General features: G+C 74.5%; 22 protein-coding genes and 1 riboswitch. Of the genes, 9 read left to right on the forward strand and 13 right to left on the reverse strand.

Annotated features, from left to right (window positions below; all coding sequences use genetic code 11):
- Positions 1–41: 41 nt before the first annotated feature.
- The 3 genes from AMA02S_RS35795 to cobM are packed head-to-tail and all read left to right on the forward strand — an operon-like array spanning position 42 to position 2,372.
- Positions 42–455 (forward strand): pyridoxamine 5'-phosphate oxidase family protein, encoded by a 414-nt coding sequence (locus AMA02S_RS35795; RefSeq protein WP_067468072.1) that lies wholly within the window; start codon positions 42–44, stop codon positions 453–455.
- Positions 448–1,635 (forward strand): bifunctional cobalt-precorrin-7 (C(5))-methyltransferase/cobalt-precorrin-6B (C(15))-methyltransferase, encoded by a 1,188-nt coding sequence (locus AMA02S_RS35800; RefSeq protein ID WP_067468074.1) that lies wholly within the window; start codon positions 448–450, stop codon positions 1,633–1,635. The genes AMA02S_RS35795 and AMA02S_RS35800 overlap by 8 nt, the downstream gene beginning before the upstream one ends.
- Entirely contained in the window at positions 1,632–2,372 is a 741-nt protein-coding gene (gene cobM, locus AMA02S_RS35805; protein ID WP_067468199.1) for a precorrin-4 C(11)-methyltransferase, read from the forward strand. Before AMA02S_RS35800 ends, cobM begins: the two co-directional genes overlap by 4 nt.
- 10 nt (positions 2,373–2,382) lie before the next feature.
- On the opposite strand, the gene AMA02S_RS35810 is transcribed toward cobM, so the two are convergent.
- Positions 2,383–3,441, reverse strand: coding sequence for a cobalt-precorrin-5B (C(1))-methyltransferase (locus AMA02S_RS35810; protein ID WP_067468076.1), 1,059 nt, complete (start codon positions 3,439–3,441; stop codon positions 2,383–2,385).
- Between the two features lie 23 nt (positions 3,442–3,464).
- Between AMA02S_RS35810 and AMA02S_RS35815 the strand changes: the two genes are divergently transcribed.
- The gene (locus tag AMA02S_RS35815) at positions 3,465–4,196 is read left to right on the forward strand and encodes a cobalt-precorrin-6A reductase (RefSeq protein ID WP_067468079.1); all 732 of its coding nucleotides are present in this window, start codon (positions 3,465–3,467) and stop codon (positions 4,194–4,196) included.
- Here the strand turns inward: AMA02S_RS35815 and AMA02S_RS35820 are convergent.
- The 4 genes from AMA02S_RS35820 to AMA02S_RS35835 are packed head-to-tail and all read right to left on the reverse strand — an operon-like array spanning position 4,187 to position 8,575.
- Positions 4,187–5,683: a precorrin-2 C(20)-methyltransferase gene (locus AMA02S_RS35820; RefSeq protein ID WP_067468081.1), complete on the reverse strand. Its 1,497-nt coding sequence runs from the start codon at positions 5,681–5,683 to the stop codon at positions 4,187–4,189. The genes AMA02S_RS35815 and AMA02S_RS35820 overlap by 10 nt on opposite strands.
- Positions 5,683–6,303 (reverse strand): precorrin-8X methylmutase, encoded by a 621-nt coding sequence (locus tag AMA02S_RS35825; RefSeq protein WP_067468083.1) that lies wholly within the window; start codon positions 6,301–6,303, stop codon positions 5,683–5,685. The genes AMA02S_RS35820 and AMA02S_RS35825 overlap by 1 nt, the downstream gene beginning before the upstream one ends.
- Positions 6,300–7,430: a ferredoxin-like domain-containing protein gene (locus tag AMA02S_RS35830; protein ID WP_067468086.1), complete on the reverse strand. Its 1,131-nt coding sequence runs from the start codon at positions 7,428–7,430 to the stop codon at positions 6,300–6,302. The genes AMA02S_RS35825 and AMA02S_RS35830 overlap by 4 nt, the downstream gene beginning before the upstream one ends.
- Before the next feature lie 20 nt (positions 7,431–7,450).
- Positions 7,451–8,575 carry a WD40 repeat domain-containing protein gene (locus AMA02S_RS35835; protein ID WP_067468089.1) on the reverse strand — a complete coding sequence of 375 codons (1,125 nt, stop codon included), beginning with the start codon at positions 8,573–8,575 and terminating at the stop codon, positions 7,451–7,453.
- 136 nt (positions 8,576–8,711) lie between these two features.
- A riboswitch (cobalamin riboswitch) is annotated at positions 8,712–8,829 on the forward strand.
- Between the two features lie 63 nt (positions 8,830–8,892).
- Here AMA02S_RS35835 and cobN point away from each other — a divergent pair.
- Entirely contained in the window at positions 8,893–12,435 is a 3,543-nt protein-coding gene (gene cobN, locus AMA02S_RS35840; RefSeq protein ID WP_067468092.1) for a cobaltochelatase subunit CobN, read from the forward strand.
- Here the strand turns inward: cobN and hypF are convergent.
- The 6 genes from hypF to AMA02S_RS35870 form a co-directional block, all read right to left on the reverse strand.
- Entirely contained in the window at positions 12,399–14,657 is a 2,259-nt protein-coding gene (hypF, locus tag AMA02S_RS35845; RefSeq protein ID WP_245667976.1) for a carbamoyltransferase HypF, read from the reverse strand. The genes cobN and hypF overlap by 37 nt on opposite strands.
- A gap of 55 nt (positions 14,658–14,712) precedes the next feature.
- Entirely contained in the window at positions 14,713–15,342 is a 630-nt protein-coding gene (locus AMA02S_RS35850; protein ID WP_067468096.1) for an SRPBCC family protein, read from the reverse strand.
- Positions 15,339–15,698 (reverse strand): ArsR/SmtB family transcription factor, encoded by a 360-nt coding sequence (locus AMA02S_RS35855; RefSeq protein ID WP_067468097.1) that lies wholly within the window; start codon positions 15,696–15,698, stop codon positions 15,339–15,341. The genes AMA02S_RS35850 and AMA02S_RS35855 overlap by 4 nt, the downstream gene beginning before the upstream one ends.
- Before the next feature lie 50 nt (positions 15,699–15,748).
- Positions 15,749–16,345, reverse strand: coding sequence for a CE1759 family FMN reductase (locus AMA02S_RS35860; protein WP_067468100.1), 597 nt, complete (start codon positions 16,343–16,345; stop codon positions 15,749–15,751).
- The gene (locus AMA02S_RS35865; protein ID WP_067468202.1) at positions 16,342–17,424 is read right to left on the reverse strand and encodes an LLM class flavin-dependent oxidoreductase; all 1,083 of its coding nucleotides are present in this window, start codon (positions 17,422–17,424) and stop codon (positions 16,342–16,344) included. Before AMA02S_RS35865 ends, AMA02S_RS35860 begins: the two co-directional genes overlap by 4 nt.
- An 85-nt stretch (positions 17,425–17,509) precedes the next feature.
- Positions 17,510–18,424 (reverse strand): MerR family transcriptional regulator, encoded by a 915-nt coding sequence (locus tag AMA02S_RS35870; RefSeq protein WP_067468102.1) that lies wholly within the window; start codon positions 18,422–18,424, stop codon positions 17,510–17,512.
- Positions 18,425–18,494: 70 nt separating this feature from the next.
- Between AMA02S_RS35870 and AMA02S_RS35875 the strand changes: the two genes are divergently transcribed.
- Positions 18,495–19,289, forward strand: a complete 795-nt coding sequence (locus AMA02S_RS35875; protein WP_067468104.1) for a maleylpyruvate isomerase family mycothiol-dependent enzyme — start codon at positions 18,495–18,497, stop codon at positions 19,287–19,289.
- A 64-nt stretch (positions 19,290–19,353) separates the two neighbouring features.
- A complete protein-coding gene (locus AMA02S_RS35880; protein ID WP_067468111.1) occupies positions 19,354–19,878 on the forward strand; it encodes a DinB family protein in 525 nt (174 codons plus the stop codon).
- A gap of 34 nt (positions 19,879–19,912) precedes the next feature.
- On the opposite strand, the gene AMA02S_RS35885 is transcribed toward AMA02S_RS35880, so the two are convergent.
- Positions 19,913–22,225, reverse strand: a complete 2,313-nt coding sequence (locus tag AMA02S_RS35885) for an ATP-binding protein (protein ID WP_067468205.1) — start codon at positions 22,223–22,225, stop codon at positions 19,913–19,915.
- Between the two features lie 184 nt (positions 22,226–22,409).
- Complete coding sequence (locus tag AMA02S_RS35890) at positions 22,410–23,603, reverse strand: TDT family transporter (RefSeq protein ID WP_084265958.1); 1,194 nt, start codon at positions 23,601–23,603, stop codon at positions 22,410–22,412.
- Between the two features lie 34 nt (positions 23,604–23,637).
- Here AMA02S_RS35890 and AMA02S_RS35895 point away from each other — a divergent pair, with 34 nt between their 5' ends.
- Both AMA02S_RS35895 and AMA02S_RS35900 read left to right on the forward strand, forming a co-directional pair.
- The gene (locus AMA02S_RS35895) at positions 23,638–24,582 is read left to right on the forward strand and encodes a LysR family transcriptional regulator (protein WP_067468113.1); all 945 of its coding nucleotides are present in this window, start codon (positions 23,638–23,640) and stop codon (positions 24,580–24,582) included.
- A gap of 84 nt (positions 24,583–24,666) precedes the next feature.
- Entirely contained in the window at positions 24,667–25,470 is an 804-nt protein-coding gene (locus tag AMA02S_RS35900) for a universal stress protein (protein WP_067468116.1), read from the forward strand.
- Positions 25,471–25,508: the final 38 nt, after the last annotated feature.

A 25,508-nucleotide genomic window follows, 5' to 3' on the forward strand; every position in this document is an offset into this window, starting at 1 on the left:
TGGTGAACGGGGCCTGCCCCGGCTCTGGGATCCTGCTGGCCATGACGGGGACGACGCGACACCGGCTGGACCTGGAGGACGAGCGGCTGCTGGCGTTCTGGCGGGAACGGCATCTGTGCACACTGGTCACGATCCGCCCGGACGGCACGCCGCACGCGGTGCCCGTGGGCGCCACGCTGGACGCGGCCGCCGGACTCGTCCGGGTGATCACCTCGGGCGCGTCGGCGAAGGCGCGGCACGTCGGGCGGGCGGGATCGGGCGGGCTGCCCGTCGCGGTCGGCCAGGTGGACGGGCGCCGCTGGGCGACGATCGAGGGCCGCGCCGTGCTGCGGACGGACGCGGAGTCCGTGGCCGACGCCGAGCGCCGCTACGCCGAGCGGTACCGGCCGCCGCGCGCCAACCCGCAGCGTGTCGTCATCGAGATCGCGATCACCCGGGTGCTCGGCAATGTCTGAGGCCCCCTGGCCCGAGGTCACCGTCGTCGGTATCGGCGCGGACGGCTGGGACGGCCTGTCCGGTGCCGCCCGGGCGGCGTTCCGGGCGGCCGAGGTGGTGATGGGGGGCGCGCGGCAGCTCGGGCTGTTGCCGGACCTGCCCGGCGAGCGCGTCCCGTGGCCGTCGCCGATGCTGCCCGCGTTGCCCGGGCTCTTCGAGGCGCACCGGGGGCGGCGGATCGCGGTGGCGGCGAGCGGCGACCCGATGTTCTACGGCGTCGGGTCCGTGCTGGTCGGGTTGCTGGGTTCGGTGCGGGTGCTGCCGCACCCCTCGTCGGTGTCGCTGGCCTGCGCGCGGCTCGGCTGGCCGGTCGAGGACACCGAGGTCGTCAGCGCGGTGGGCCGTCCGCTGGCCGCGCTGAACGCGGTGCTGGCGCCGGGCCGCCGGGTGCTGGTGCTCAGCGCGGGAGCCGGGACGCCCGCTCAGGTCGCGGCCCTGCTGGAGGAGCGCGGCTACGGCCGCAGCGAGCTGACCGTCCTGGAACGGCTCGGCGCGCCGGACGAGCGGGTCGGGCCCCTGCGCGACGGCGTCGACGCCCTCAACATCGTGGCCGTCCGCTGCCGCGGCGAGGGCGTGTCCCTCGCGCCGGGGCTGCCGGACGAGGCGTACGACCACGACGGGCAGCTCACCAAGCGGGAGGTCCGCGCGATCACCCTCGCCCGGCTCGGTCCCGTCCCGGGCGAGCTGCTGTGGGACGTGGGGGCGGGCGCGGGCAGCATCGCCGTCGAATGGATGCGGACGCACCGGTCGTGCCGCGCCGTCGCGATCGAGCGGGACCCCGAGCGCGCGGCGCGGGTCGGCACGAACGCCGCGTCCCTCGGCGTGCCCGGGCTGCGCCTGGTGATCGGCCCGGCGCCCGCCGCGCTCGCGGGCCTGGACGCGCCGGACGCGGTCTTCGTCGGCGGCGGCGTCACCGTCCCCGGCATGGTGGACACGTGCTGGGAGGCGCTCCGGCCGGGCGGGCGGCTGGTGGTGAACGCCGTCACCCTGGAGTCGGAGCAGGTCGTCGCCGAGGCCCGCGGGCGGCTCGGTGGCGAACTGACCAGGATCGCGATCAGCAGGGCCGCGCCGGTCGGCGGGTTCACGGGATGGAGGCCGATGATGCCGGTGACCCAGTGGACGGCGGTGCGGGAACGGTGACGGTGCACTTCATCGGCGCCGGTCCGGGTGCCGCCGACCTGATGACCGTGCGCGGGCGCGACCTGATCGCCGCGTCGCCGGTCTGCCTCTACGCGGGGAGCCTCGTCCCACGCGAGGTGCTGGAGTGGTGCCCGGCGGGCGCGCGCGTGGTGGACACCGCGGCGATGGTGCTGGACGACATCGTCGCCGAACTGGTGGACGCGCACGCCCGGGGCCAGGACGCGGCGCGGCTGCACTCGGGCGACCCGTCGGTGTTCAGCGCCATGGCCGAGCAGATGCGCCGCCTCGACGCGGAGGGCGTCCCCTACGACGTGACACCGGGCGTCCCCGCGTTCGCCGCGGCCGCCGCCGCCCTCGGCCGGGAGCTGACCGTCCCGGAGGTGGCGCAGACCGTCGTGCTCACCCGGACGTCGGCGCGGGCCACCCCGATGCCGCCGGGCGAGGACCTCGGCACGCTCGGACGGAGCCGCGCCACGATGGTGCTGCATCTCGCCGTCCAGCGGATCGAGGCGGTGGTGGACGAGCTGACACCGAACTACGGTGCGGACTGTCCGGTGGCCGTCGTCGCCTGCGCGTCCCGTCCGGACGAGGTGGTGGTGCGGGGGACGCTGGCCGACATCGCCGCACGGGTCCGTGCGGCGGGCATCAGCAGGACCGCCGTGATCATCGTCGGCGCGGTCCTCACGGCCACGGGCTTCACCGACAGCCACCTGTACTCCGCGGCCCGCCGCCGTTGACGCCGCCTGCTCACGCGGATTCACCGGCACGGCCGACGATCGTTCCGGCGCGGTCGATGACCACGACGTCGACCGCGACCGGCGCGCCGCGCAGGACGCCGAGCGCGGTGTCACGGGCCCGGGCGGCCACGAGATCCCCGAGCGGGACGCCCGCCCGCCCGCAGATCTGGAGGGCGTCCAGCGCGGTGTTGGCGGCCCGGACACGGCCGGCCGTGTCCGGGTCGCCGACCATCGAGGCGAGCAGCGCGAAGTCGACCTGGGAGCGCGCCGAGTGCAGGTCGAGGTGCCCGGCGGCGAGCTTGGCGAGCTTGCCGATACCGCCGGCGATCGTCAGCCTCGGCACCGGGTGCCGCCGCAGATACTTCAGGACGGCGCCGGCGAAGTCGCCCATGTCGAGCAGCGCCTCCTCGGGCAGGCCGTACAGTTCGGCGACGACCCGCTCGGACGTGCTGCCCGTCGCGCCCGCGACGTGGGTGCGCCCGGCCGCCCGCGCGACGTCGATGCCGCGCCGGATGCTGTCGATCCACGCCGAGCAGGAGTACGGGACGACGACGCCGGTCGTGCCGAGAATCGACAGCCCGCCGAGGATCCCGAGGCGCGGGTTCCAGGTCCTGCGGGCCAGTTCGGCACCGCCGTCCACGGAGATCTCCACGATCACGTCGGCGTCGCCGAGGACGTCCCGCATCATCTGCCGGGGCACAGGGTTGATCGCGGGCTCCCCCACGTCCAGCGGCAGGCCGGGCCGGGTCACGGTGCCGACGCCCGGGCCCGCGCGGAACGCCACGCCGGTCCCCGGCGCGCCGCGCCGGACGGTCGAGCGGATGAGCGCGCCGTGCGTCACGTCCGGGTCGTCGCCGGCGTCCTTGACGATCCCGGCGGTCGCGAAGCCGTCGCCGATCTCCTCCACGGCCAGGGCGAACGCGGGCCGCTGCCCCTTCGGTAGCGTGATCTCCACCGGGTCGGGGAACTCGCCGGTGAGCAGCGCCGCGTGCGCGGCCTTGGTCGCGGCCGTCGCGCACGCGCCGGTCGTCCATCCGTAGCGGAGCCCTCCCGCGTCCGGCCTGCTCACACCCCTACCATGCCCTCGTGACCATGCGCGTACTGCTGCTGGGCGGCACCGGCGAGGCCCGCAGGCTGGCGGCGGACCTTTCGGGCGACCCGTCCCGCGAGGTGATCAGTTCCCTGGCGGGCCGCACCGCCGCGCCGGACCTGCCACCGGGCCGCAGCCGGATCGGCGGCTTCGGCGGGCCGGACGGCCTCGCCGCCTGGCTGCGCGAGGAGCGGATCGACGCCGTGGTGGACGCGACGCACCCGTTCGCCGCGCTGATGACCGCCTCCGCCGTCGTGGCGGCCCGGCGCACCGGCGTGCCGCTGCTCGTCCTGCGCCGCCCCGGCTGGACGCCGGCACCCGGCGACGACTGGCGGCGCGTCCCGTCCCTGAAGGTCGCCGCGGCGACCCTGCCCGGCGAGCGGGTCTTCCTGACGACGGGCCGCAAGAACCTCGCCGCGTTCGCCGCGGACGCGCGTCGCTGGTTCCTCGTGCGGTCGGTGGATCCGCCCGAGCCGCCGGTGCCGCCGCGCATGGAGACCGTCCTCGCGCGGGGCCCGTTCACCGTGGGCGAGGAGCTGGCGCTGATGCGGCGCCACGCGATCGACACGCTGGTCACCAAGGACAGCGGCAGCGCGATGACGTCCGCGAAGCTCACCGCCGCCCGGACGCTGGGGCTCCCGGTCGTGATGGTCGACCGGCCGCCCGCCCCCGAGGGCGTGCCCGTCGTGGCGACGGTCGGGGAGGCGGCGGACTGGCTTGCGCGTCACGGGTAGCGGCGCGGCGTGAAGACCGTGGGGCGCCCGTCGCCCCGCTCGGCCACCCGTGTCCGGGACGAGCCGACCAGCAGCAGGCAGCGCATGTCGACGCCGTCCGCGCAGAGGTCGGCGAGCCGGACGACGCGGACGCTCTCCTCGGGGCCGCCGACATCGCGTCCGATGACGACGGGGGTGTCCGGGGACCGGTGCGCCAGCAGGACGTCCCGCGCCTTGGCCACCTGGGCGGTGCGGGTCCTGGACGCCGGGTTGTAGATCGCGATCACGAGGTCGGCCGAGGCGGCGGCGGCCAGCCGCGCCTCGATGACGTCCCAGGGCTTGAGCCGGTCCGACAGCGACAGGACGCAGTAGTCGTGCCCGAGCGGCGCGCCGATCCGGGCCGCGACCGCGTTCGCGGCGGTCAGGCCGGGCAGGACCCGCACCGGGATGTCCTTCCAGCGGTCCTCGGCGGCCACCTCCAGGACGGCGGCGGCCATCGCGAACACGCCCGGGTCGCCGGACGACACCACCGCGACCCGCCGCCCGCGTTCGGCCAGCGCCAGCGCGAACTCGGCACGCTCGGACTCGACCCGGTTGTCGGACGCGTGGCGCTCCTGCCGGGGGTTGGGCGGGACGCGCGCCAGGTAGGGGCCGTAGCCGACCAGGTCGTCCGCCGCGGCCAGGGCGTCCTGCGCCTCGGGGGTCAGCCAGGCGCGTCCGGCGGGGCCGAGTCCGACGATCGCGACCTCGCCGGCGCCGTGCCCGGCCGCCCGCTCCGGCAGGCTCCGGCGCGTCCGCTCGTGCACCCGGCTCGGCAGGAGCGCCACGGAGAAGTAGGGGACGCTCGCGGGGTCCACGTCCGCGAGGGGCAGCGCGCGCTGCTCGTCGGTGGTGGCCCGCTCGACGTACCAGGCGTCGTCCAGGCGGCCGGCCTCGTCCAGGGCCTGCCGAACGTTCCCGAACGTCCGGCCGAGCTTGAGGATCGCGGCCGAGTCGGTCACGGCGAGACGGTGGGCCAGTTCGCCTGGCGGCAGCGTCCCCGGCAGGACGGTCAGCACCTCGTCGCGCTCGACCAGAGGCCGTCCCAGCTCGGCGGACGCCCCGCTGACCGAGGTGATGCCCGGTACCACCGTCGTCGGGTACCGCCCGTCCAGCCTCTTGTGAAGGTGCATGTAGGAGCCGTAGAAGAGCGGGTCGCCCTCGCAGAGCACGACCACGTCACGCCCGGCGTCGAGGTGCTCGGCCAGCCGGGCGGCGCACCGCTCGTAGAACTCCTCCAGGACACGCCGGTAGTCCCCGGTCGCCTCCGTCGTCACCGGGTAGATCAGCGGTTCCTCGATCTGCCCGTCCCGCAGATGCCCCGCGGCGATGGACCGGGCGATGCTGCGCCCGTGCCGGGCCGAGTGGTAGACGACCACCTCCGCGGCCTCGATCAGCCGGGCCGCCTTGAGCGTGATCAGCTCGGGGTCGCCGGGGCCGAGGCCCACGCCGTACAGGTGTCCGGTCATCACTCTTCCTCGCTGGCGATGGCGTTGACCGCGGCGGCGGTCATGGCGCTGCCGCCCCGCCGGCCCCGCACGACCAGGTACGGCAGGCCGGACGCGGCGAGCGCCTCCTTGGACTCGGCCGCGCCGATGAACCCGACCGGGACGCCGATCACCGCGGCCGGGACGCCCGCGCCGTCCGCGACCATCTCCAGCAGCCGGAACAGGGCCGTCGGCGCGTTCCCGATCGCCACCACCGACCCGGCGAGCCGGTCGCGCCACAGCTCCAGGGCGGCGGCGCTGCGGGTGGTGCCGAGTTCCCTCGCCAGCCCCGGCACACGGGGGTCGCCGAGTGTGCAGACCACGTCATTGTCCGCCGGCAGCCGCGCGCGCGTCACCCCGGCCGCGACCATGCGCGCATCGCAGAAAACGGGCCGTCCGTCCACCAACGCCGCCCGCGCCGCCGCCACCGCCCCGGGCGCGTACCCGAGATCCTGCACCAGGTCGGTCATCCCGCACGCGTGGATCATGCGGACGGCGACCCGGGCGACGTCCTCGGGCAGGCCCGCGAGGTCCGCCTCCGCCCTGATGGTCGCGAACGACCGCCGGTAGATCTCCGCACCGTCGCGGACGTAGTCGATCACTCGCTCCTCCGTGTCGTCGCGACGGCCGCCGCCGTCGCCGTCAGGTCGCCCGTGCGCACCGTCCCATCGAGCCGCACCTCGTACCCGCCGGGCGTCGCCACGACCGCCACGTGCCGGTCGGCCGGGCGCCCGCACTGCCGCTCGCAGCCCGACCAGTGCACCGGCAGCCCGCCCGCGGCCCGCGTCCGGGCGGCGTCGGCGCGGACGTCCGTCAGCGACTTGGCGCAGCCCGGCCGCCCCGCGCAGGAGGTGAGTCCGTCCCACTCCGGCGCGGTGACCAGGCCAGGGAAGTGTGGCACGTCCGAAAGATCCGGAATCACGACCCCCCGCCACGGAGTGACAATGATCTCTCCGGCGCCGTGCAGCGGCGCCGGGTCGAGGCGGCCGAGCGGGACGAGCCCGGAGAACGCCGTCCGCCCGTCTCGCTGCGGGATCGCGCCCAGCGCCGTCCGCCGTGGAGCCACCGGAACGGCCACGGGCTCCGCACGCGCACCGGGCAGCGGAAGCCCGCCGGCCAGCTCGGCCACCCGCCACTCCCCCGTCCGGACGCGCAGGAACGCACGCGCGGCGCTGAGCGCGAGATCGACCGCCTCCTCGGGACGGGCCCGGAGCCCGCTGTCGGCACCGGCGAGGACGAGGGCCATCTCGTCAGCGCCCACGGCGTAGAGCCCGACGTCACCGCGCATCGCGATGACATCGCCGCGCCCGTCGTCCAGGGTGAACAGGAACCGTCCGGGCAGTTCGGCCAGCCCGGGGTCGGCGCACAGCTCCGCGTCGAGTCGCGCGACGAGGGGCCGGACGTCGAGCAGCCCGGCCCCGTCCCGCCCGCTGAGCACGCTCGCGGCGATGTTCCGGACCCGCTCATGCGTGGTGGACGGCAGCAGGCCGGCGGCGCGCAGCCGCGCGCCGAGCTCCCGTTCCGCACCGTCCGAGAGCCCCCTGACCTGCACGTTGGCCCGCGAGGTGAGCTCAAGGAACCCATCCCCGAGCTCCGCGGCGGCCGCCGCGAGCACCGCGAACCGCGGCCCGCTGATCACCCCGCCGGGCAGCCGGACGCGCGCCAGTCCGCCATCGGCGGCGGCATGCACCCGCACCAACCCCGGACACCCGTCCGCCCCAGCACGCATGACCGGATCCTACGACCGGTTCAGGAGACCATGGCCGTCCCGCAGCGGCCAAGGCTTCGCGAGCCGGCCTCGAAGCGTTCCTCGATGACGCGCCCGAAGGCGTCGGGCCCGGTCAGGCAGGCGTGGCGGGGCTCCACCATCGACACGAAGCCGAGCGTAACGATCTTGTTCGGGTCGGGCCGGTAGGTCTTGGTGATCCGCATCTCCCGTCCCTCCTCGAAGGTGAACAGGACGGTGGTCGCGGGCCTGCCCCTGCGCATGACGCCGTAGCCGGTGCGTCCGTCCGGGGCCATGACGGCGGTCGTGACCGTCCAGCCGCCGGCGGGCACGCGGAACAGCGGGCGGCCGGCCGAAAGGTCCGTGCCCGGGGCGCCGGTGTCGAGGGCGCGTACCGCGGCGTTCGCCGCGGTCTCGCCGGTGATCGAGTCAGCGGCGGTTCCCTCGACGATGTCGCTGGTGGAGTAGCCGAGGGTACGGCCGTCCGCGGCCCAGACGATGTGGCCGACGACCTTGTCTCCGGCCATCCCCCAGGTGCGACGCCGTCCGGTGCCGGTGTCCAGGACCGTCACGGTGGCCCGTGGCGGGCCCGCCGGCCGCAGGTCGCCGGCACAGGGGGCCGTGGCGTAGGCGATCCGCTGCCCGTCCGGGCTCACGGCGGTCCCCGCCACGAGGCCGGGCGTGGTGCCCGCGCGCAGCGGCGCCAGATCCTTCACGTGGCCGTCGCTCGTCAGCCGGAAGCCGTAGAACCGCGACTCGCAGGGGTCGGTTGTCGAGGAGACGACCACGAACGCGCCCCTGGGGCCCTCGATGATCTCCTGTGCCGCTCCGGCGGACGGTGGTGTCCGCACCGAGTCCGCGAGCTCCGGTCGCCCGTCCGGCCGGAACTCGTGAACCTGGAAGAACGGCGCCGGCCCGCTGGGCCCGCTGGGCTCGGAGCCGGCGCCGCTCCGGCCCACGGCGATCATGAATCGGGGTGGCGTGTAAGCCGGGTGCGGCGGGGCCGTGCCGGGCGGGCCGCTCTCGTCCACCGCCAGCCGCACCCCGCCGATGGCGGTGGCGACCAGCACGGCGAGCGCGACCGGTGCCGCCCAGCGCCGCACCCGCCACGCGGCCGGCTCAGCGTCCCGCAGAATGTCCGGTTCCATCGGGTGATCATGACGCCTTCGTCCGGACGCCTGGACGGTTTTCGGGAAATCGGCGGGCGTCCCGCCCGCACCGCGAGGCCCTCCCGTGCCTCCCCGGCTGATGGGGACCGGTTAGGGTGTGGGCGGCGACTTGTGGAGGAAGCCGGTGCGAATCCGGCGCGGTCCCGCCACTGTCACCGGGGAGCGGACCCCGCGTACGGCCACCGCGTGAGCGGGAAGGCCGGGGCGAGCGCCGATCCGGGAGCCAGGAGACTCCGGGCCGCCACCGATTCAGCCTGCGATTCGGGGCGAGGACCCCGGGTGAGGACCCGATCCGCGTGATCTTGCTGCTGTCCACCTCGGACACCGATCTGCTCAGTGCGCGCGCCAGCGGCGCCGACTTCCGTCTCGCCAACCCCGCGCGTACCGGTGTGGAGGACCTCCCCGGGCTCGTCGAGGGCACCGATCTCGTCGTCGTCCGGCTGCTCGGCGGGCGACGGGCCTGGGAGGAGGGTCTGGACGCGCTGCTCGCCGGGCCCCGCCCGGTGGTGGTCCTCAGCGGGGAGCAGTCCCCCGACGCCGAGTTGATGGGGCTGTCCACCGTGCCCGCGGGCGTCAGCGCGGAGGCCCACGCGTATCTCGCGCATGGCGGACCCGGCAACCTGGGAGAACTGTTCCGGTTCCTCTCCGACACCGTCCTGCTGACGGGGTTCGGGTTCGCGCCGCCGGCGGCGACGCCCACGTGGGGCGTGCTGGAGCGCGAACCCGCGGAGCGGAACGGCCCCCTGGTGGGGGTGCTCTACTACCGGGCCCATCACCTCGCCGGGAACACCGCGTTCGTCGAGGCGTTGTGCGCGGCGATCGAGGCCGCGGGCGGGCGGGCGCTGCCGGTGTTCTGCGCGTCGCTGCGGACCGCCGAGGGCCCGCTGCTGGAAACGCTCGGACGCGTCGACGCGCTGGTCGTCACCGTGCTCGCCGCCGGCGGGACGAAACCCGCCTTCGCCGGCGCGGGAGGTGACGACGAGGCATGGGACGTGGGCGCCCTGGCCGAGTTGGACGTGCCGATCCTGCAAGGGCTGTGCCTCACGAGCGAGCGGGCGGCCTGGGAGGACAACGACGACGGGCTCTCCCCGCTGGACACGGCGACGCAGGTGGCCGTGCCCGAGTTCGACGGCCGGATCATCACCGTCCCCTTCTCGTTCAAGGAGACCGACGAGGACGGGCTCAGCGTCTACGTGGCCGATCCCGAGCGGGCGGCCCGGGTCGCCGGGATCGCGGTCCGGCACGGGGCCCTGCGGCACGTCCCGGCGGGCGAGAAGCGGGTCGCGCTGATGCTGTCGGCGTATCCGACCAAGCACGCGCGCATCGGCAACGCGGTCGGGCTGGACACGCCCGCCAGCGTCGTCGGGCTGCTCGCCGCGATGCGCGAGCACGGCTATGACGTCGGGGACGACCTGCCGGGCGAGGGCGACGCGCTGATGCACGCGCTGATCGCGGCGGGCGGGCAGGACCCCGACTGGCTGACCGAGGCGCAGCTGACCGGCAACCCCGTCCGCATCCCGGCGGCGACGTACGAGCGCTGGTACGCGACCCTTCCCGGAGAACTGCGGGCGGACGTCGAGCGGCACTGGGGCCCACCGCCCGGGGAACTGTTCGTGGACGACTCGGGCGAACCGGAGATCGTCCTCGCCGCACTGCGGTCCGGGAACGTGGTGCTGATCGTCCAGCCGCCGCGGGGATTCGGGGAGAATCCGGTCGCGATCTACCACGATCCAGACCTGCCGCCCAGCCACCACTACCTCGCCGCGTACCGGTGGATCGCGGACGAGTTCGGCGCGCACGCGGTGGTCCACGTCGGCAAGCACGGGAACCTGGAATGGCTGCCCGGCAAGTCCGCCGGGATGTCGGCGTCGTGCGGTCCCGACGCGGCGATCGGCGACCTGCCGCTGATCTACCCGTTCCTGGTGAACGACCCCGGCGAGGGGACGCAGGCCAAGCGGCGCGCCCACGCGACGCTGGTCGACCACCTGATCCCGCCGATGGCGCGCGCCGAGAGCTACGGCGACATCGCCCGGCTCGAACAGCTGCTGGACGAGCACGCGAACATCGCCGCGCTCGACCCGGCGAAGCTCCCGGCGATCCGCGCGCAGATCTGGACGCTGATCCAGGCGGCGCGGCTCGACCACGACCTCGGCCTGGACGACCGCCCGCACGACGCGGAGTTCGACGACTTCCTCCTGCACGTGGACGGCTGGCTCTGCGAGGTCAAGGACGTCCAGATCCGCGACGGGCTGCACGTGCTCGGCGCCGCGCCGGAGGGCGCGACACGGGTCGACCTCGTCCTGGCCATGCTGCGGGCCCGGCAGATGTGGGGCGGCTCCATGACGTTGCCCGGCCTGCGCGAGGCGCTCGGGCTGGACGAGCAGAGCACCGTCCGGCAGGACGTCGATGCGGTCGAGGAGCGGGCACGCGCGCTGGTCGCCGCCATGGAGGAGCGCGGCTGGGAACCGGACGCCGCGGACGAGGTCGCGGACGGGCAGGTCGCGGAGATCCTGCGGTTCGCCGCGACCGAGATCGTCCCCCGGCTCGCCCGGACCACGGATGAGATCGGCAACGTGCTGCACGCGCTGGACGGCGGGTACGTCCCGGCGGGGCCGAGCGGCTCGCCGCTGCGCGGGCTCATCAACGTGCTGCCGACCGGCCGCAACTTCTACTCCGTCGACCCGAAGGCGGTCCCGAGCCGCCTGGCGTACGAGACGGGCCGGGCGATGGCCGACTCGCTGCTCGCCCGCTACCGCGAGGACACCGGCGAGTGGCCGCGCTCGGTGGGCCTGTCGGTGTGGGGCACCAGCGCGATGCGGACGTCCGGCGACGACATCGCCGAAGTCCTCGCGCTGCTCGGCGTCCGCCCGGTGTGGGACGAGGCGTCCCGGCGCGTGACAGGGCTGGAGCCCGTCCCCGTAGCGGAGCTGGGGCGCCCGCGCATCGACGTCACGATCAGGATCAGCGGGTTCTTCCGCGACGCGTTCCCGCACGCCGTGGCGATGCTGGACGACGCCGTCCAGATCGCGGCGGGCCAGGACGAGCCGGAGGAGGACAACTACGTCCGCGCCCACGTCCGGGCCGACCGGGAGGCGCACGGCGACGAGCGGCGCGCGACCCTGCGCGTCTTCGGGTCGCGGCCGGGTGCCTACGGTGCCGGGATCCTGCCGCTGATCGACAGCCGCAACTGGCGCGACGACTCCGACCTCGCCGAGGTGTACGCGGTGTGGGGCGGCTTCGCCTACGGCCGCGGGCTGGACGGCGTCCCGGCGCGCGGCGACATGGAGAACGCCTACCGGCGGATCAGCGTCGCGGCCAAGAACACCGACACCCGTGAGCACGACATCGCCGACTCCGACGACTACTTCCAGTACCACGGCGGCATGATCGCGACGGTCCGGGCGCTGACCGGGCGCGCTCCGCGGGCCTACATCGGCGACAGCACCCGCCCGGACGCCGTCCGCACCCGCACCCTGGACGAGGAGACCTCCCGTGTCTTCCGCGCCCGGGTCGTCAATCCGCGGTGGCTGGCCGCGATGCGGCGGCACGGCTACAAGGGCGCGTTCGAGCTGGCCGCCACCGTCGACTACCTGTTCGGATACGACGCGACCGCCGGCGTCGTCGCCGACTGGATGTACGAGCAGCTCGCCCGCACCTACGCGCTGGACGAGGAGAACCAGGCGTTCTTCAACGAGTCCAATCCGTGGGCGCTGCACGGCATCACCGAGCGGCTGCTGGAGGCCGCCGATCGGGGCATGTGGGAACACCCGGAGCAGGAGACGCTGGACGCCCTCAAGCGCCTCTACCTGGAAGTGGAAGGCGACCTGGAGGACGGCTGACCTTCGCTCCGGCCTTCGGACGCGCACCGGGCCGTGGCGACGGCGGCCTGCCCGAGGCTGATGCCGCCGTCGTTGGGCGGGACGCGATGGTGCGTCAGCACCTCGAAGCCCGCCTCGCGCAGCCCGCTCACGGCGCGTTCCAGGAGGAACATGTTCTGGAACACGCCACCGGACAGCGCGACCGTCCCGAGCCCCGTCGCGTCCCGGACCCGGGCCGCGGCCTCGACGGTCAGCGCCGCCACGCCGTTGTGGAAGCGCGCCGCGATCACCGGGACGGCCGTGCCCGCGCGGAGGTCGTCCACCACCTCCCCGACCAGGTCCGCTCCCGCCACCGTGAACACCTCGGCCGTCGTGATGGCGGCCCGGTAGGCGGCCCGTTCGGCGGGATCGGCCCGTTGTTCCAGCTCGATCGCGGCCTGCCCCTCGTAGCTGACCCGGTCCCGGACGCGCAGGACGGCCGCCACCGCGTCGAACAGCCGTCCCATGCTGGAGGTGAACGGCGCGAGGGGCGCGCCGGCGGCGGCCAGGGCGGTGACGGCGTCCCACTCGGGGCGGCGGGCGACCGGCAGGTCGCCGGGGACGCCGTACGCCGCCGCCATCCGCCAGGGTTCGCGGACCGCCGCCGCGCCGCCCGGCAGCGGGACGGGCGCGAGGTGCCCGGCCCGCCGGAACCCGCGCAGGTCCGCGACGAGGAACTCGCCGCCCCACAGCGTGCCGTCCGTCCCGAGGCCGGTGCCGTCGAACGCCACGCCGATCACCGGACCGTCCACCCCGTTGTCGGCGAGGCAGGAGGCGATGTGCGCGTGGTGGTGCTGGACGGCGACCGCCGGGAGGTCCAGCTCCAGCGCGTACTTGGTCGACAGGTACTCCGGATGCGGGTCGTGCGCCACCAGTTCAGGGGCGATGTCGAACAGCCGCCGGAAGTGCTCGATCCCGTCCTCGAATGCGCGGAGCGTCTCGTGGTTCTCCAGGTCGCCGATGTGGTGGGAGACGAACGCCCGTCCGCCGCGTGTCAGGCAGAAGGTGCTCTTCAGCTCCGCGCCGCACGCCAGGACGGGACGTCCCGGCGCGATCGGCAGCGGCTCCGGCGCGTAGCCGCGCGACCGACGTACCGGGAGGGCGCGGCCGCGGAACGACCGCACCACCGAGTCGTCGGTGCGGACGTGGATCGGACGGTCGTGCATGAGGAACGCGTCGGCGATGCCATCGAGCCGTTCCAGGGCGTCCTCGTCGCGGTGCGCGATGGGTTCGTCGGCGGCGTTCCCGCTGGTCAATACGACGGGTTCGGTGACGAGCAGGTGGTGCAGCGGCGTGTAGGGGAGCATGAGCCCGACCGACCGGTTGCCCGGCGCGACGGCGGCGGCGAGCGCGGCGTGCGGGCGACGTCCCAGCAGGACGATCGGACGCCGCGCCCCGCGCAGCAGGGCCTCTTCGGCGTCGTCGAGGACGCACAGCTCGCGGGCCGCCGCCAGGTCGGGGACCATCACGGCGAATGGCTTGTCCTCACGGTGCTTGCGGGACCGCAGCGCCGCGACCGCGGACTCGGACGCCGCCCGCGCCGCCAGGTGGTACCCGCCCAGGCCCTTGACCGCGAGGACGGCGCCGTCCGCGAGCAGGGCCCGCGCGGTGGACAGCGGATCGTCCGCCGGGGGATGCAGCGTGAGGGCGGGACCGCAGGACGGGCAGCACACGGGCTGGGCGTGGAAGCGGCGGTCCGCGGGGTCCTCGTACTCGGCGGCGCATGGGCCGCACATGGCGAACCCGGCCATGGTCGTGTTCGGGCGGTCGTAGGGGACGCCGGTCACGATCGTGAAGCGCGGTCCGCAGCCGGTGCAGTTGATGAACGGGTAGCCGTACCGCCGGTCACGCGGATCGTGCAGCTCGCGCAGGCAGTCGCCGCAGGTCGCGGAGTCGGCGGACACCAGCGCGCGCCGCTCCCCCGACCCGTCGCTGCCCACGATGGCGAACCCGGCGCGGCCCGCCGCCGCCAGCTCGCGCGTGGTGACCCGCTCGACGACGGCCAGCCGCGGCGGGCGGGCGCGCAGCCCGTCCAGGAACCGCCCGATCTCCTCGGGCGCGCCCTCGACCTCGATGAACACGCCGCCCGCGTCGTTGCCGACCAGCCCGGACAGTCCGAGGCCGGTCGCGAGCCCGTGCACGAACGGCCGGAATCCGACCCCCTGCACGACCCCCTCGACGCGGACGCCCACCCGAACGTCCACCCGCGCCATTCTGCCCGGTCAGGACGCCCAGGTCAGGGACACGCCCGAGCGGAGGTCACGCCGTCTCCCCGGTGTAGGCGGCGATGGTGCGCTCGGCGCAGGCGCGGGCGAGGGCCTCGTCACCGTCGGCGGCGGCGTGCGCGGTGCCCCACGCCGCGCCGCTCAGCCGCGTGAACTCCTTGCCCTCGTCGGTGGCCGCCCAGCCGGGGTCGGCCACATGACGGTCCGCGCCGGCCGCGATGTGCAGCGCCAGGCCGAGGACGGCCATATCCCAGCCGACGCCCACGGCGCCGGGCCCGAACTGCTCCCAGTGGTCGTCGGCGTGGGCGATGTGCTCCAGCTCGAAGCGGGTCCGGCCGTCCCCCTCCGGGATCAGGCGCACCTCGATCCAGCTCATCTGGCCGGCGAACTCCCAGGTGGCGGAGAACCCTTCGGGCGGGTCGCAGCGCTCGATCGTTCCCGCGGCGTTGCCCTCGATCTGGAAGCGACCGCCGAGGCGCAGGTCGCCGGAGACGGGCAGGAACCAGCGCGGCAGGCGCTCGGGATCGGTGCAGGCGTCCCACAGGTTCTCGGCGTCGGTGTCGTAGGTCTGGCTGATCGTGACTGTGCGGGCGGTGCCGGCCTCCAGCACGCGCTCGCCGACGCGGCGGCGGACGGCGTTGATCTGCCCGGTCACTTCGATCATGTTTCGCTCCCTGGTGGTCGTGGGGCCGGTGGTCGGCCGGTACGCCTGCCCCGGGCGAGTTCGGTCGCCAGGGCGTCCAAGTGCGGGGTCCAGTAGCGGCGGAACCGGTCGAGCCAGGCGTCGACCTCCCGCAGGGGCGCGGCGTCCACCGCGTACAGGCGGCGGGTGCCCTCGGCTCGCACGACGGCGAAGCCGGCGTCCCGCAGCACCCGGAGGTGCCGCGACACGGCGGGCTGCGAGATCCCGAACTCCTTCTGGATGACGGCCGACACCTCGCCCGAGGACCGCTCACCGTCAGCGAGCAGCTCCAGGATCCGGCGTCGTACCGGGTCGCCCAGCACATCGAAGGCGTGCACACCCGGCAAGCTACAGCTTCAGCTTATATAAGTCACGGGTTAGATGGCGTTCATCGGCCGCCGGCGAGCAGTTCCTCGAAGGGGACGGGGTCGGCGTAGGGGTCGTCCCGCGCGGCGGCGGGACGGGCCTCCATCAGGGCCGCCAGCTCCGCGCCCGCGCGGGCGACGCGCTCGGCGAGGTCGCCCCCGGTCCCGCCCCAGTCCTCGGACGCCGCGTAGACGGCGGTCGGGACGGCGGTGGCGCGCAGGTAGCCGAACAGCGGGCGCAACGCGTAGTCGATGGCGAGCGAATGCCGTGCGGTGCCGCCGGTCGCGCCGAGCAGCACCGGCGTCCCCTCCAGGGCGCCACGCTCGATGACGTCGAAGAACATCTTGAACAGGCCGCTGTAGGAGGCGTTGAACACCGGCGTCACCGCGATGAGCCCGTCGGCGCCCGTCACGGCCTCCAGTGCCGTCCGGAACGCACCGGACGGGAACCCGGCGAGGGTCGCATCGACCATCGAGTGGGCGTGGTCACGCAACTCGATCGTCTCGACGGCGACGTCCGGGCGGAGTCCGCCGGCCGCCGCCGCGGCGAGGCGGTCGGCGAGCAGGCGCGTGGACGACGGCTGCCCCAGCCCGGCAGAGACGACGACCAGCCCGCTCATCGGACGGCCTCCGCGGCGGCGCGGGCGGCGTGCGTCGGGGCGGTCGCCGGGACGTGCGCCGGGCGCAGCGACTCGAACTCCCTGCGCAGCACCGGGACGACCTCCTCCCCCAGCAGGTCGATCTGCTCCAGGACGGTCTTCAGCGGCAGTCCCGCGTGGTCCATCAGGAACAGCTGGCGCTGGTAGTCGCCGAAGTGGTCGCGGAACGTCAGGGTCTTCTCGATCACCTGCTGCGGGCTGCCGACCGTAAGCGGCGTCTCGGCGGTGAACTCCTCCAGCGACGGTCCGTGCCCGTAGACCGGCGCGTTGTCGAAGTACGGGCGGAACTCCCGGACGGCGTCCTGCGAGTTCCGCCGCATGAACACCTGCCCGCCGAGGCCCACGATCGCCTGGTCGGCCGCACCATGCCCGTAGAACTCGTACCGACGCCGGTACAGCCCGATGAGGCGCTGGAAGTGCTCCTTGGGCCAGAAGATGTGGTTGGCGAAGAATCCGTCACCGTAGTAGGCGGCCTGCTCCGCGATCTCGGGGCTGCGGATGGAGCCGTGCCAGACGAACGGCGGCACGCCGTCCAGCGGGCGCGGCGTCGAGGTGAACGACTGCAACGGGGTGCGGTGCTCGCCCTCCCAGTCGACCACGTCCTCGCGCCAGAGCCGGTGCACCAGGTTGTAGTTCTCGATGGCGAGCGGGATGCCGTCCCGGATGTCCTTGCCGAACCACGGGTAGACCGGGCCGGTGTTGCCGCGCCCCATCATCACGTCCACCCGGCCGCCGGCCAGGTGCTGGAGCATCGCGAAGTCCTCGGCGATCTTCACCGGGTCGTTGGTGGTGATCAGCGTGGTCGCGGTGGACAGGATGAGGCGCTCGGTGCGCGCGGCGATGTAGCCGAGCATCGTCGTCGGGGAGGACGGCACGAACGGCGGGTTGTGGTGCTCGCCGGTGGCGAAGACGTCCAGCCCCGCGCGCTCGGCGTGCTCGGCGATGGTGACCATCGCCTTGATCCGCTCGGCCTCGGAGGGGGTGCGGCCGGTCGTCGGGTCCGGGGTGACGTCGCCGACCGAGAAGATCCCGAACTGCATGCCGTCCTCCAAATAGTAGAACTTTCAACTATCGTACCGGAACAGCGCCGGGGCTCCGGGTATTCCGGGCGGGGGCCGGCGGCGCTCAGCCGACCGTCCGGGCCAGGGAGTCGACCAGCCAGATATGGGCGCCGCCCCCGGTGACGGGCTCTCCCGTGACCGCGCCGAACAGCTCCCAGTACCGGCGCATCCGGGGATCCCCGTCGACCTCGGCACCGGCCAGCAGCGCGCGCCGGAAGTCCGGGGTGTCCCGCGCGTCCCGGACGGAGGCGTGCGCCTCCACGTAGAGGTCCAGCGCGGGTCCCGGGCCCGGCTCCTCCCCCGCGGCCACCCGCGGCAGCGCCAGCCCGATCGCCGCGCCGATCCCGGTCAGCAGCGTCCGCTCATCGCGCACCTGCCGCACGTTCAGCTTCCCGCGCGCCACCAGCCGCCGCGACAGCGACTCGTCCCCCACCAGGACGACCATCTCGGCGTAGGCGAGCACCTGGTCCGGCGTCGGGTCGGCGGGCGGCGGCGGAACGCTCATGTCCACGAACGAGAACTCGATCTCCGGTGACACCGGCGCGAGCACCAGGCGGCGCCAGAACGCCGAGAGCACCTCCCGCGCGGCAGGGCCGTCCTCGACCGCGGCGAGCAACTCCAGCCGCGCCGCCCGCTCGGCCGGGCTCGCGTCCTCGATCGCGCGGAGCGCGGCCCGGCGCCATGCCAGCGTCGCCAGCTCGACATCGAGCGCGGCCCGCTGCGCGGCGGCCGCCTCGCCGACCGAGCGCTCGCCGCGCAGCACCGAGGCAATGGCGGGCAGCCCGAGGCCGAGCCCGCGCAGCCGCCGGACGAGCCGCAGCCGATCCACCGCCGCAGCGCCGAAACGGCGGTGCCCGCCCGCGCTGCGCGCCGGTTCGAGGATGCCCTCGTCGCAGTAGAAACGGATCGTGCGGACGGGCACACCGGTCAGGGCCGCCAGATCGCCGATCCCGAGCGACCCGTCCGGTGTGGTGTGCATCACACTCACTTGAACCTCCACCCGGCTGGAACTCCTACGTTACGGGGGGCACCTGAGAGAGGACGGCGACATGAGCGCACCGGACGCGACAACACCCAACACAGCAACACCGGGCGCAGCGCGCCTCGCCGAGGGGCTGCGCGAGCACACCGCGGGGATGGCGGACGCCGTCACCGGACGGGACCCGGCGGCGCCCGTCCCGACCTGTCCGGAGTGGCGGCTCCGGGATCTGGTCGGGCACATCGGGCAGGCACACCGCTGGGCGGCGGGCCTGGTTCTGACGGGCGAGGCCGACGCCATCGCGAACACGGCCGACGCGGAGGCCGGCCCGGTCGAGGCGTGGCCCGGCTGGCTCCGCGAGGGCGCTGAGGCCCTGGCCGGAGCAGTCGAGGACAGGGGACCCGAAACGCTCGTGCGGACCTTCCTCGGCCCGCTTCCGGCGGCGTTCTGGCTGCGGCGGATGCTGCACGACACCTCCGTCCACCACGCGGACGCGGCGCTCGCGGCGGGCGTCCCGTTCGCCATCGCACCCGATCTGGCGGCGGACGCGATCACCGAGGGGCTCCAGCTGATGACCTCGCCCCGCGCGGTGACGATCAAGCCGGAACTCGCCGCCCTGCGGGGGCACGGCGAGACGCTCCACCTGCGTGCCGACGACCTGGCGGAGCCCGGGTGGCTGATCACACGCGAGCCGGACGGGCCGATCTTCGAGCACGCGGCCGGCGAGGGAACCGTCATGGTGAGCGCGCCCGTCCGGGAACTGCTGCTGATGCTCACGCGGCGGCTGTCCCCCGAGGAGGCCGGCGCAGAGATCACCGGCGAGCGCGCCGAGCTGGACCTGTGGCTCGCCAACACGGCCTTCTGATACGGCCCTTTCTCACGGCATCCTGACCAGGCCAGGGCGGGGGACTCCGGCTAGGGTCGAGATCATGGTGACGCCCGTGGAACCCCCGCCCGAACCGTCCGGCACGCTGACCGACCCGCGCGCGCTGCTCGCCGGGTATCTGGACTTCTACCGCGACGCGCTGCTGCGCAAGCTGGACGGGCTGCCCGAGGCGGGGCTCCGCGCGAGCCTGCTCCCGTCCGGTTGGACGCCGCTGGAGCTGTTCAAGCACCTCACCTACGTCGAGATCAGGTGGCTGCACTGGGGCTTCGCGGCCGAGGCTGTACCCGAGCCGTGGGGCGACCGCGGCCCGCAGGACCGCTGGCACGTCGGCGCGGACGAGACGTTCGACGAGCTCAGGGCCGCGTTCCTGCGCACCTGCGAGCGGTCGCGCCAGATCGTCGCGGAGGCGCCGCTGGACGGCTTCGCGGCGGCGGGCGGGCGCTTCACCGCACCCGCGGAGGCGCCGTCGCTGATCTGGATCCTGTTCCACATCCTGCAGGAGTACGCGCGCCACCTCGGCCACCTGGACGTGGTGCGGGAACTGGCGGACGGGACGATCGGCGAGTAGCCGGCAGGCCCCGCCCGCGGCGCGGGCGACGGCGCTACCCCGGGCTCTGGACGAACCAGGCGGCGATCTGGGCGCGGGAGGCGAAGCCGAGCTTGGCCAGGATGTGCTCCAGGTGGGAGTCGACGGTGCGCTTGGCGATGACGAGGCGCTCGGCGATCTGGCGGTTGGTGAGGCCCTCGGCGACCAGCGCCGCGATCTCGGTCTCCCGCCGTGTCAGGGCCGAATCGCCCCCCTCCCCCTTGCTCGGCGGCTCCGCGGGTGCCGGGCCCTCCCCCAGCGCCTCCGCCATCGCCGTCTCCACGCCGATCCCGGCCCCGGCTTCGAGCGCGGCCTGGAACAGCGTGTCCCCGAGGACCTGGTGGGCCTGCTGCTCGTAGACGTCGCGCAGCAGCGCGTGCTGCGGGCCGAACATGGACGTACCGGTGTAGTCGCGCGCCCAGTCGGAGGCGGCCAGCAGCCGGACGCCGGCGACGGCGTCCCCGAGGGCGACCAGGCAGCAGCCGGCCATGTCCAGCGCCAGCGCGACGCCGAGCCGGTCATCGAGGTCGCGCTTCATCCGGAGCCCGGCGCGGACATCGACGAGCGCCGCCTCGGCGTCTCCGCCGATGAGGGTCGCGAGGCCGCGCACGCACAACCCGTAGGAGCGGCACCACTGCTCCCCCGCCGCCTCCGTCGTCCGGACCGCATCGTCGGCGTGCCGGACGGCGGCGGCGGCCTCGCCCGCCATCGTCCGGGTCACCGCGAGGAACACGTCGGCGATCGGGACGAGCACGTCCGCGGTGCCCGCGCGGCGGTGCAGGTCGCGGGCCTCCTCCAGCCGGGCGGCCGCCTCGGCAAGGTCACCGGCGCACAGCGCCGCCACACCCTCGACCTCGCGGACGTAGCCGAGGCCGTACGGATCGTCCTCGGCTACGGCGCGTTCCTCGGCGCGGCGCAGCAGGTCGCGGGCGGGGTCCAGGTCGTTCTGGAGGGCGGCGAGCAGGCCCGCCAGAGCGAGCACCTCCGTCCAGCCGGCGCCGGGCCCGTGCTCGCGGCTGTCGATGACGCGCAGCGACCAGTGCCGCGCCTCTCCGATCATTCCCTGCAGGGCGAAGATCCGGCCCAGCCCGAGCAGGACCTCGACGAGCACGTCGTCGCGGGCCCGGCGCACTCCGTAGTCGATCATGTCGCGCACATGGGCCTGCTCGCGGCGGAACCAGGCCAGCCAGCGGGGCTGATCGGCGCCGGCCAGCCCCGCGGCGGCCTCGGTGATGGCGTCGGCGAAGCGGTCGAACGCGCGGGCCCGCACGGGCTCGGTCCCGCCGGCCTCCTCCAGCCGCAAGGCGCCGTACTCGCGCATGGTGTCGAGCATCCGGTAGCGGACGGCGCCCTCGCGATCGACGCACAGCACGACCGACTTGTCGACCAGCCCGGCGATCAGCTCGAAGATCCGGTCGGCCGGGAGCGCGTCGTCCGCGCAGACCCGCTCGGCGGTCTCGAGGTCGAAGTCGGCGGCGAACACCGACAGCCGCGCCCACAGCAGCTGCTCGTCCGGCGAGCACAGCTCGTGGCTCCAGTCGATCGCGGCGCGCAGCGTCTGGTGCCGGGCCAGCCCGGAGCGGCGGCCACGGACCTGCAGGATGCGCCGGTCCAGCCGCTCGACGATCTGCTCGACCGACAGGGCCCTGAGCTGGACGGCGGCCAGCTCGATCGCCAGCGGAATGCCGTCCAGCCGGTGGCACAGCCGCGCCACCGCCGCCCGGTTGCCGGCGGTCATCCGCCAGCCGGGGACGACGGCGGCGGCCCGCTCGGCGAACAGCGTCATCGAGTCGCACGGCCGGTCGGGGTCGTAGCAGCCGGGCTCGGGGCGTGCCAGCGGCGCGATGACCAGGGTGTGCTCACCCGGGATGTCGAGCGGCTGCCGGCTCGTCGCGATGATCCGCAGGCCGGGCGCGTTCTGCAGCAGGATCTCGGCCAGCATCGCGCACGAGTCCACGAGGTGCTCGCAGGTGTCCAGGACGAGCAGCAGGTCGCGGTCGGCGAGATGGTGGACGAGCGCGTCCAATGCCGTCGCCGGGTTCTGGTCGAGCAGCCCGAGCGTCTCCCCGATCGCCTGGGTGAGCAGCCCGGGCTCGTGCAGCGGCGACAGGTCGGCGAACGCCACGCCGTCGGTGAACGACTCGCCGAGCGCCGCCGAGGCGCGCAGCGAGAGCCGCGTCTTGCCGACGCCGCCCGGCCCGGTCAGGGTGACGAGCCTGCAACGGTCGAGGAGCCGGGCGAGCTCGGTCAGTTCCTCGCGGCGGCCGACGAAGCTCGTGAGCTCCGCCGGCGGCCGTGCCGAACGCAGTTCAAGCCTTCTAGTCGGCAACACCGCCGCCTCAGTTCGGTTCTCGCCGACCGGGGCCGGCGCGCACGGGAAGACAGCCAGATCGTACCCATACGTGAACCGTTCGCAACCATCCCATTACGCGGCGCATCAAAAGGGTGTCGGGACGAGTCGGGAACTATGTCGGAAACCGGACTGTCAGGTGGCGAGAAAATGAAGCCTTTCGCTATACCGGCCGCGGAACGGCGGGCAGGAACAGCCGCCCGCTCAGCACGCCGCACGCGGTCCGGTACCCGGCGACGGTCCACGCCGTGAGGAGCAGGAGATACAGGAGCACGGCGACATCGGTCAGCACGTCCAGCCCGGTGACCCTCGCCAGCCCTGCCGCACCCGTCACGCAGGTGCCGACGGGGAACGTGAACGCCCACCAGGTCATCGCGAACGGCATCCCGCCGCGCAGCGCCCGCACGTTCGCCGCCCCGGCGAGGGCGAGCCACAGCAGCGCGAACCCCAGCACCGGCGCCCCGTACAGGACCGCGAAGGCCCGCATCGCCACCGCGTACTCCGGGACCGCATGGCCGGCCGCTCCGGCGATCTGCACGACCGCCGTCGTGGACTGCCCCAGCGGCCCGAGGACGAGGAACAGCGTCGGCGTGAGCGTCATCGGCGCTGCCCTACCCTCGACCAGCCCGCTCCAGATCCCGGGCAGCAGGACGAGCGTGGCCAGCAGGCTCGCCCCGAACAGGCCGTAGCAGCCGTACAGCATCGTGGCCCGCGCCTGGCCCTCCGGCAGGTGCGGGACGAGCGCCGGGCCGAGCGCGGCGGAGACCATCGGCGCGACGACGGGCAGCAGCCACGTCGGGTTGGCGCCGCCGGGCACCGACCGATGCCGGGTGATCATGAGGTACGGGATGCCGGCGGCGACGAGCACGGCGTAGAGCGTCCCGGACGTCCAGAGGACGGCGTCGAGCGCGACCGCGAGCCCGTCACCGAGCACCGCCGGCCCCAACTCCAGCGTCCCGTAGCCGACCGCGAGCAGGGCCATCGGCGGGCAGCCGTAGAAGACCGCAGTCGCCGGGTTCTCCAGCAACTGCGCGCGCGCCACCTCCCGGTGCCGGGCGAAGTGGACGGCCCGCGCCGCCACCAGCACGATGAGCATCACCAGGGACACCGCCCACACAGCGACGGCGAACGCGTGCAGCCCCGGGAACCCCACCGGGAGCGCGTTCGCGCCGTTCGCCACGATCGCCGTGCCCATCACCGACGCGTACCAGTTGGGGCCAAGGTGCCGGAACAGTTCGGCGGGGCGGTCGAGCTCGCTCAGGAGCCCGCCGTTCGGGGGTGCGGTGGTGAGGCCCATGCGGTCCAGCGTGCAGCCGGAGCGTCCGCGCCGGTAGAGGCCACCGGCGTATGGATCCATAAGGCGGCTTTATGAGTGCCGTAGGCTGGCGACCATGGCCGTCTCGCACCGCGTCCCCGACCTCGGCGCCCTGGAACTGCTGCTCGCCGTCGTCCGGCTGGGCAGCCTCGGCCGCGCGGCCGTGGAACTGGGCGTCACCCAGCCCGCCGCCAGCGCCCGCATCCGCTCCATGGAGCGGCAGGTCGGCGTGACCTTGTTGGAACGTTCCCCGCGCGGCTCGCGCCCCACCGAGGCCGGCGCGCTGGTCGCCGAGTGGGCCCGGCAGGTGATCGGCGCCGCCGAGGCCCTGGACGCGGGGCTGTCGGCGCTGCGCGAGCGGCGCGACGGGCGGCTGCGCGTCGTGGCGAGCCTGACGGTCGCCGAGTACCTGATGCCGGGCTGGCTCGTCACGCTGAAGGGCGCCCACCCGGACGTGGCGGTGACGCTGCGCACCGCCAACTCGACCGTGGTCGCCGACCAGGTGCGCAGCGGCGAGGCGGACCTCGGGTTCGTGGAAGGCGCGCGAACCCCGGCCGGGTTGAATGGCACCGTCGTCGCGGCCGACCGGCTCGTCGTGGTGGTGTCGCCGCGGCACCGCTGGGCGCGGCGCCGGTCCGGCGTGACGGCGGCCGAGTTGGCGCGGACACCCCTCGTCCTGCGCGAGCAGGGCTCCGGCACCCGCGAGGTCCTCGACCGGGCCCTGGCCGCCCACGGGGGAACGGCGCCGCCCCTGCTCCAACTCGCCTCCACCACCGCGCTCAAGGCCGCCGCCGAGTCCGGGGCGGGCCCGGTCGTGGTGAGCGATCTCGCCGTCGCCGACGAGCTGGCGGGCGGACGGCTGATCTGCGTGCCCGTCCCTGAGCTGGACCTGTCCCGGCCGCTGCGCGCGGTCTGGCCGGCCGGCCAGCGCCCCACCGGCCCGGCCCGCGACCTGCTCTCCCTGACGGTCTTCACCGCGACCTCGACCCGAGGGGAGCCGCCTGCCGGCTCGCCCCCGTAACCGCGCCCGCGCGACCCCGACCAGCATCAAGATCGCCGGGGGCGCGGAACGTCTGACCCGCCCTCCGGGGGGAATGCTCCGTAGATGATCGGTGAACACGTCCTGGCCGGATACGCCCCCGGCGCGGGCGGCCGGGAGGCCCTCGACCTGGCCCGCGCCATCGTTGGGCTGACCGGCGGCCGGCTGAGCGTGGCGATCGTCCACCCGCCCGGACTCCCCGCCGCCGCGGGCGAGGCCCGCGCCGCGCTGGAGCAGGCCGCCGACCGCCTCGACGACCTGCCCACGGACCTGCTCGTCCAGGAGGGACGCAGCGTCGGGCGAGGCCTCACCCTGCTCGCCAGCCGGACCGGCGCCGACCTGATCGTCGTCGGCTCCCCCGAGGGCGGCGCCCGCGGCCGCATCGGCGTCGGTTCCGCCGCCGACCACCTGCTGCACTCGGCGACCGAGGCCGTGATGCTCGCCCCCTCCGGCTACACCGTCCCCGAGGACCTGGACCGGATCACCGTCATGTACGTCCGGCGCCCCCAGTGCGACGACGCCGTGATCCGCGCCGCGCAGGCCGCCGAGCGCCTGGACGTCCCGCTCCGCCTGGTCACCCTCTCGCTCGGCGACGCCCACCCGGAGCTGCTCCGCGACGATCTCGCCCTCGCCATCCGGCTCGCCCTCGACTCCACCGAACTCCTCCCCGAGGACGTCTCCGCCGACCTCGCCGAGGGCGACGACGTCGCCGCCGCCATGGACGACCTCGACTGGGCCGACGGCGAGATCCTCGTCTGCGCGTCCAGCGAGGACGCCTCCGCCCACCGCGTCTTCCTCGGCGAGGTGGCCCTCAAGGTCCTGCGGGCCGCTCCGTGCCCGGTCACCGTCCTCCCTAGGGGCTACTTCTGACTGACCCGTTTTGACCGTTTCCGCAGAACGACTTGCCG

Origin of the sequence: Actinomadura macra NBRC 14102, assembly GCF_001552215.1 — a bacterium.
GTDB classification, from domain to species: domain Bacteria; phylum Actinomycetota; class Actinomycetes; order Streptosporangiales; family Streptosporangiaceae; genus Spirillospora; species Spirillospora macra.

Bases quoted from the DNA above. Each gene is read 5' to 3' on its own strand.
- AMA02S_RS35850 (WP_067468096.1), bottom strand. From the start codon at position 15,342: ATGATCGAAGTGACCGGGCAGATCAACGCCGTCCGCCGCCGCGTCGGC.
- AMA02S_RS35870 (WP_067468102.1), bottom strand. From the start codon at position 18,424: ATGCACACCACACCGGACGGGTCGCTCGGGATCGGCGATCTGGCGGCC.
- AMA02S_RS35880 (WP_067468111.1), top strand. From the start codon at position 19,354: ATGGTGACGCCCGTGGAACCCCCGCCCGAACCGTCCGGCACGCTGACC.
- AMA02S_RS35795 (WP_067468072.1), top strand. From the start codon at position 42: ATGACGGGGACGACGCGACACCGGCTGGACCTGGAGGACGAGCGGCTG.
- AMA02S_RS35820 (WP_067468081.1), bottom strand. From the start codon at position 5,683: ATGACCGGACACCTGTACGGCGTGGGCCTCGGCCCCGGCGACCCCGAG.
- AMA02S_RS35900 (WP_067468116.1), top strand. From the start codon at position 24,667: ATGATCGGTGAACACGTCCTGGCCGGATACGCCCCCGGCGCGGGCGGC.
- AMA02S_RS35830 (WP_067468086.1), bottom strand. From the start codon at position 7,430: ATGCGTGCTGGGGCGGACGGGTGTCCGGGGTTGGTGCGGGTGCATGCC.
- AMA02S_RS35835 (WP_067468089.1), bottom strand. From the start codon at position 8,575: ATGGAACCGGACATTCTGCGGGACGCTGAGCCGGCCGCGTGGCGGGTG.
- AMA02S_RS35895 (WP_067468113.1), top strand. From the start codon at position 23,638: ATGGCCGTCTCGCACCGCGTCCCCGACCTCGGCGCCCTGGAACTGCTG.
- AMA02S_RS35875 (WP_067468104.1), top strand. From the start codon at position 18,495: ATGAGCGCACCGGACGCGACAACACCCAACACAGCAACACCGGGCGCA.
- AMA02S_RS35815 (WP_067468079.1), top strand. From the start codon at position 3,465: ATGCGCGTACTGCTGCTGGGCGGCACCGGCGAGGCCCGCAGGCTGGCG.
- AMA02S_RS35860 (WP_067468100.1), bottom strand. From the start codon at position 16,345: ATGAGCGGGCTGGTCGTCGTCTCTGCCGGGCTGGGGCAGCCGTCGTCC.
- AMA02S_RS35800 (WP_067468074.1), top strand. From the start codon at position 448: ATGTCTGAGGCCCCCTGGCCCGAGGTCACCGTCGTCGGTATCGGCGCG.
- AMA02S_RS35890 (WP_084265958.1), bottom strand. From the start codon at position 23,603: ATGGATCCATACGCCGGTGGCCTCTACCGGCGCGGACGCTCCGGCTGC.
- AMA02S_RS35865 (WP_067468202.1), bottom strand. From the start codon at position 17,424: ATGCAGTTCGGGATCTTCTCGGTCGGCGACGTCACCCCGGACCCGACG.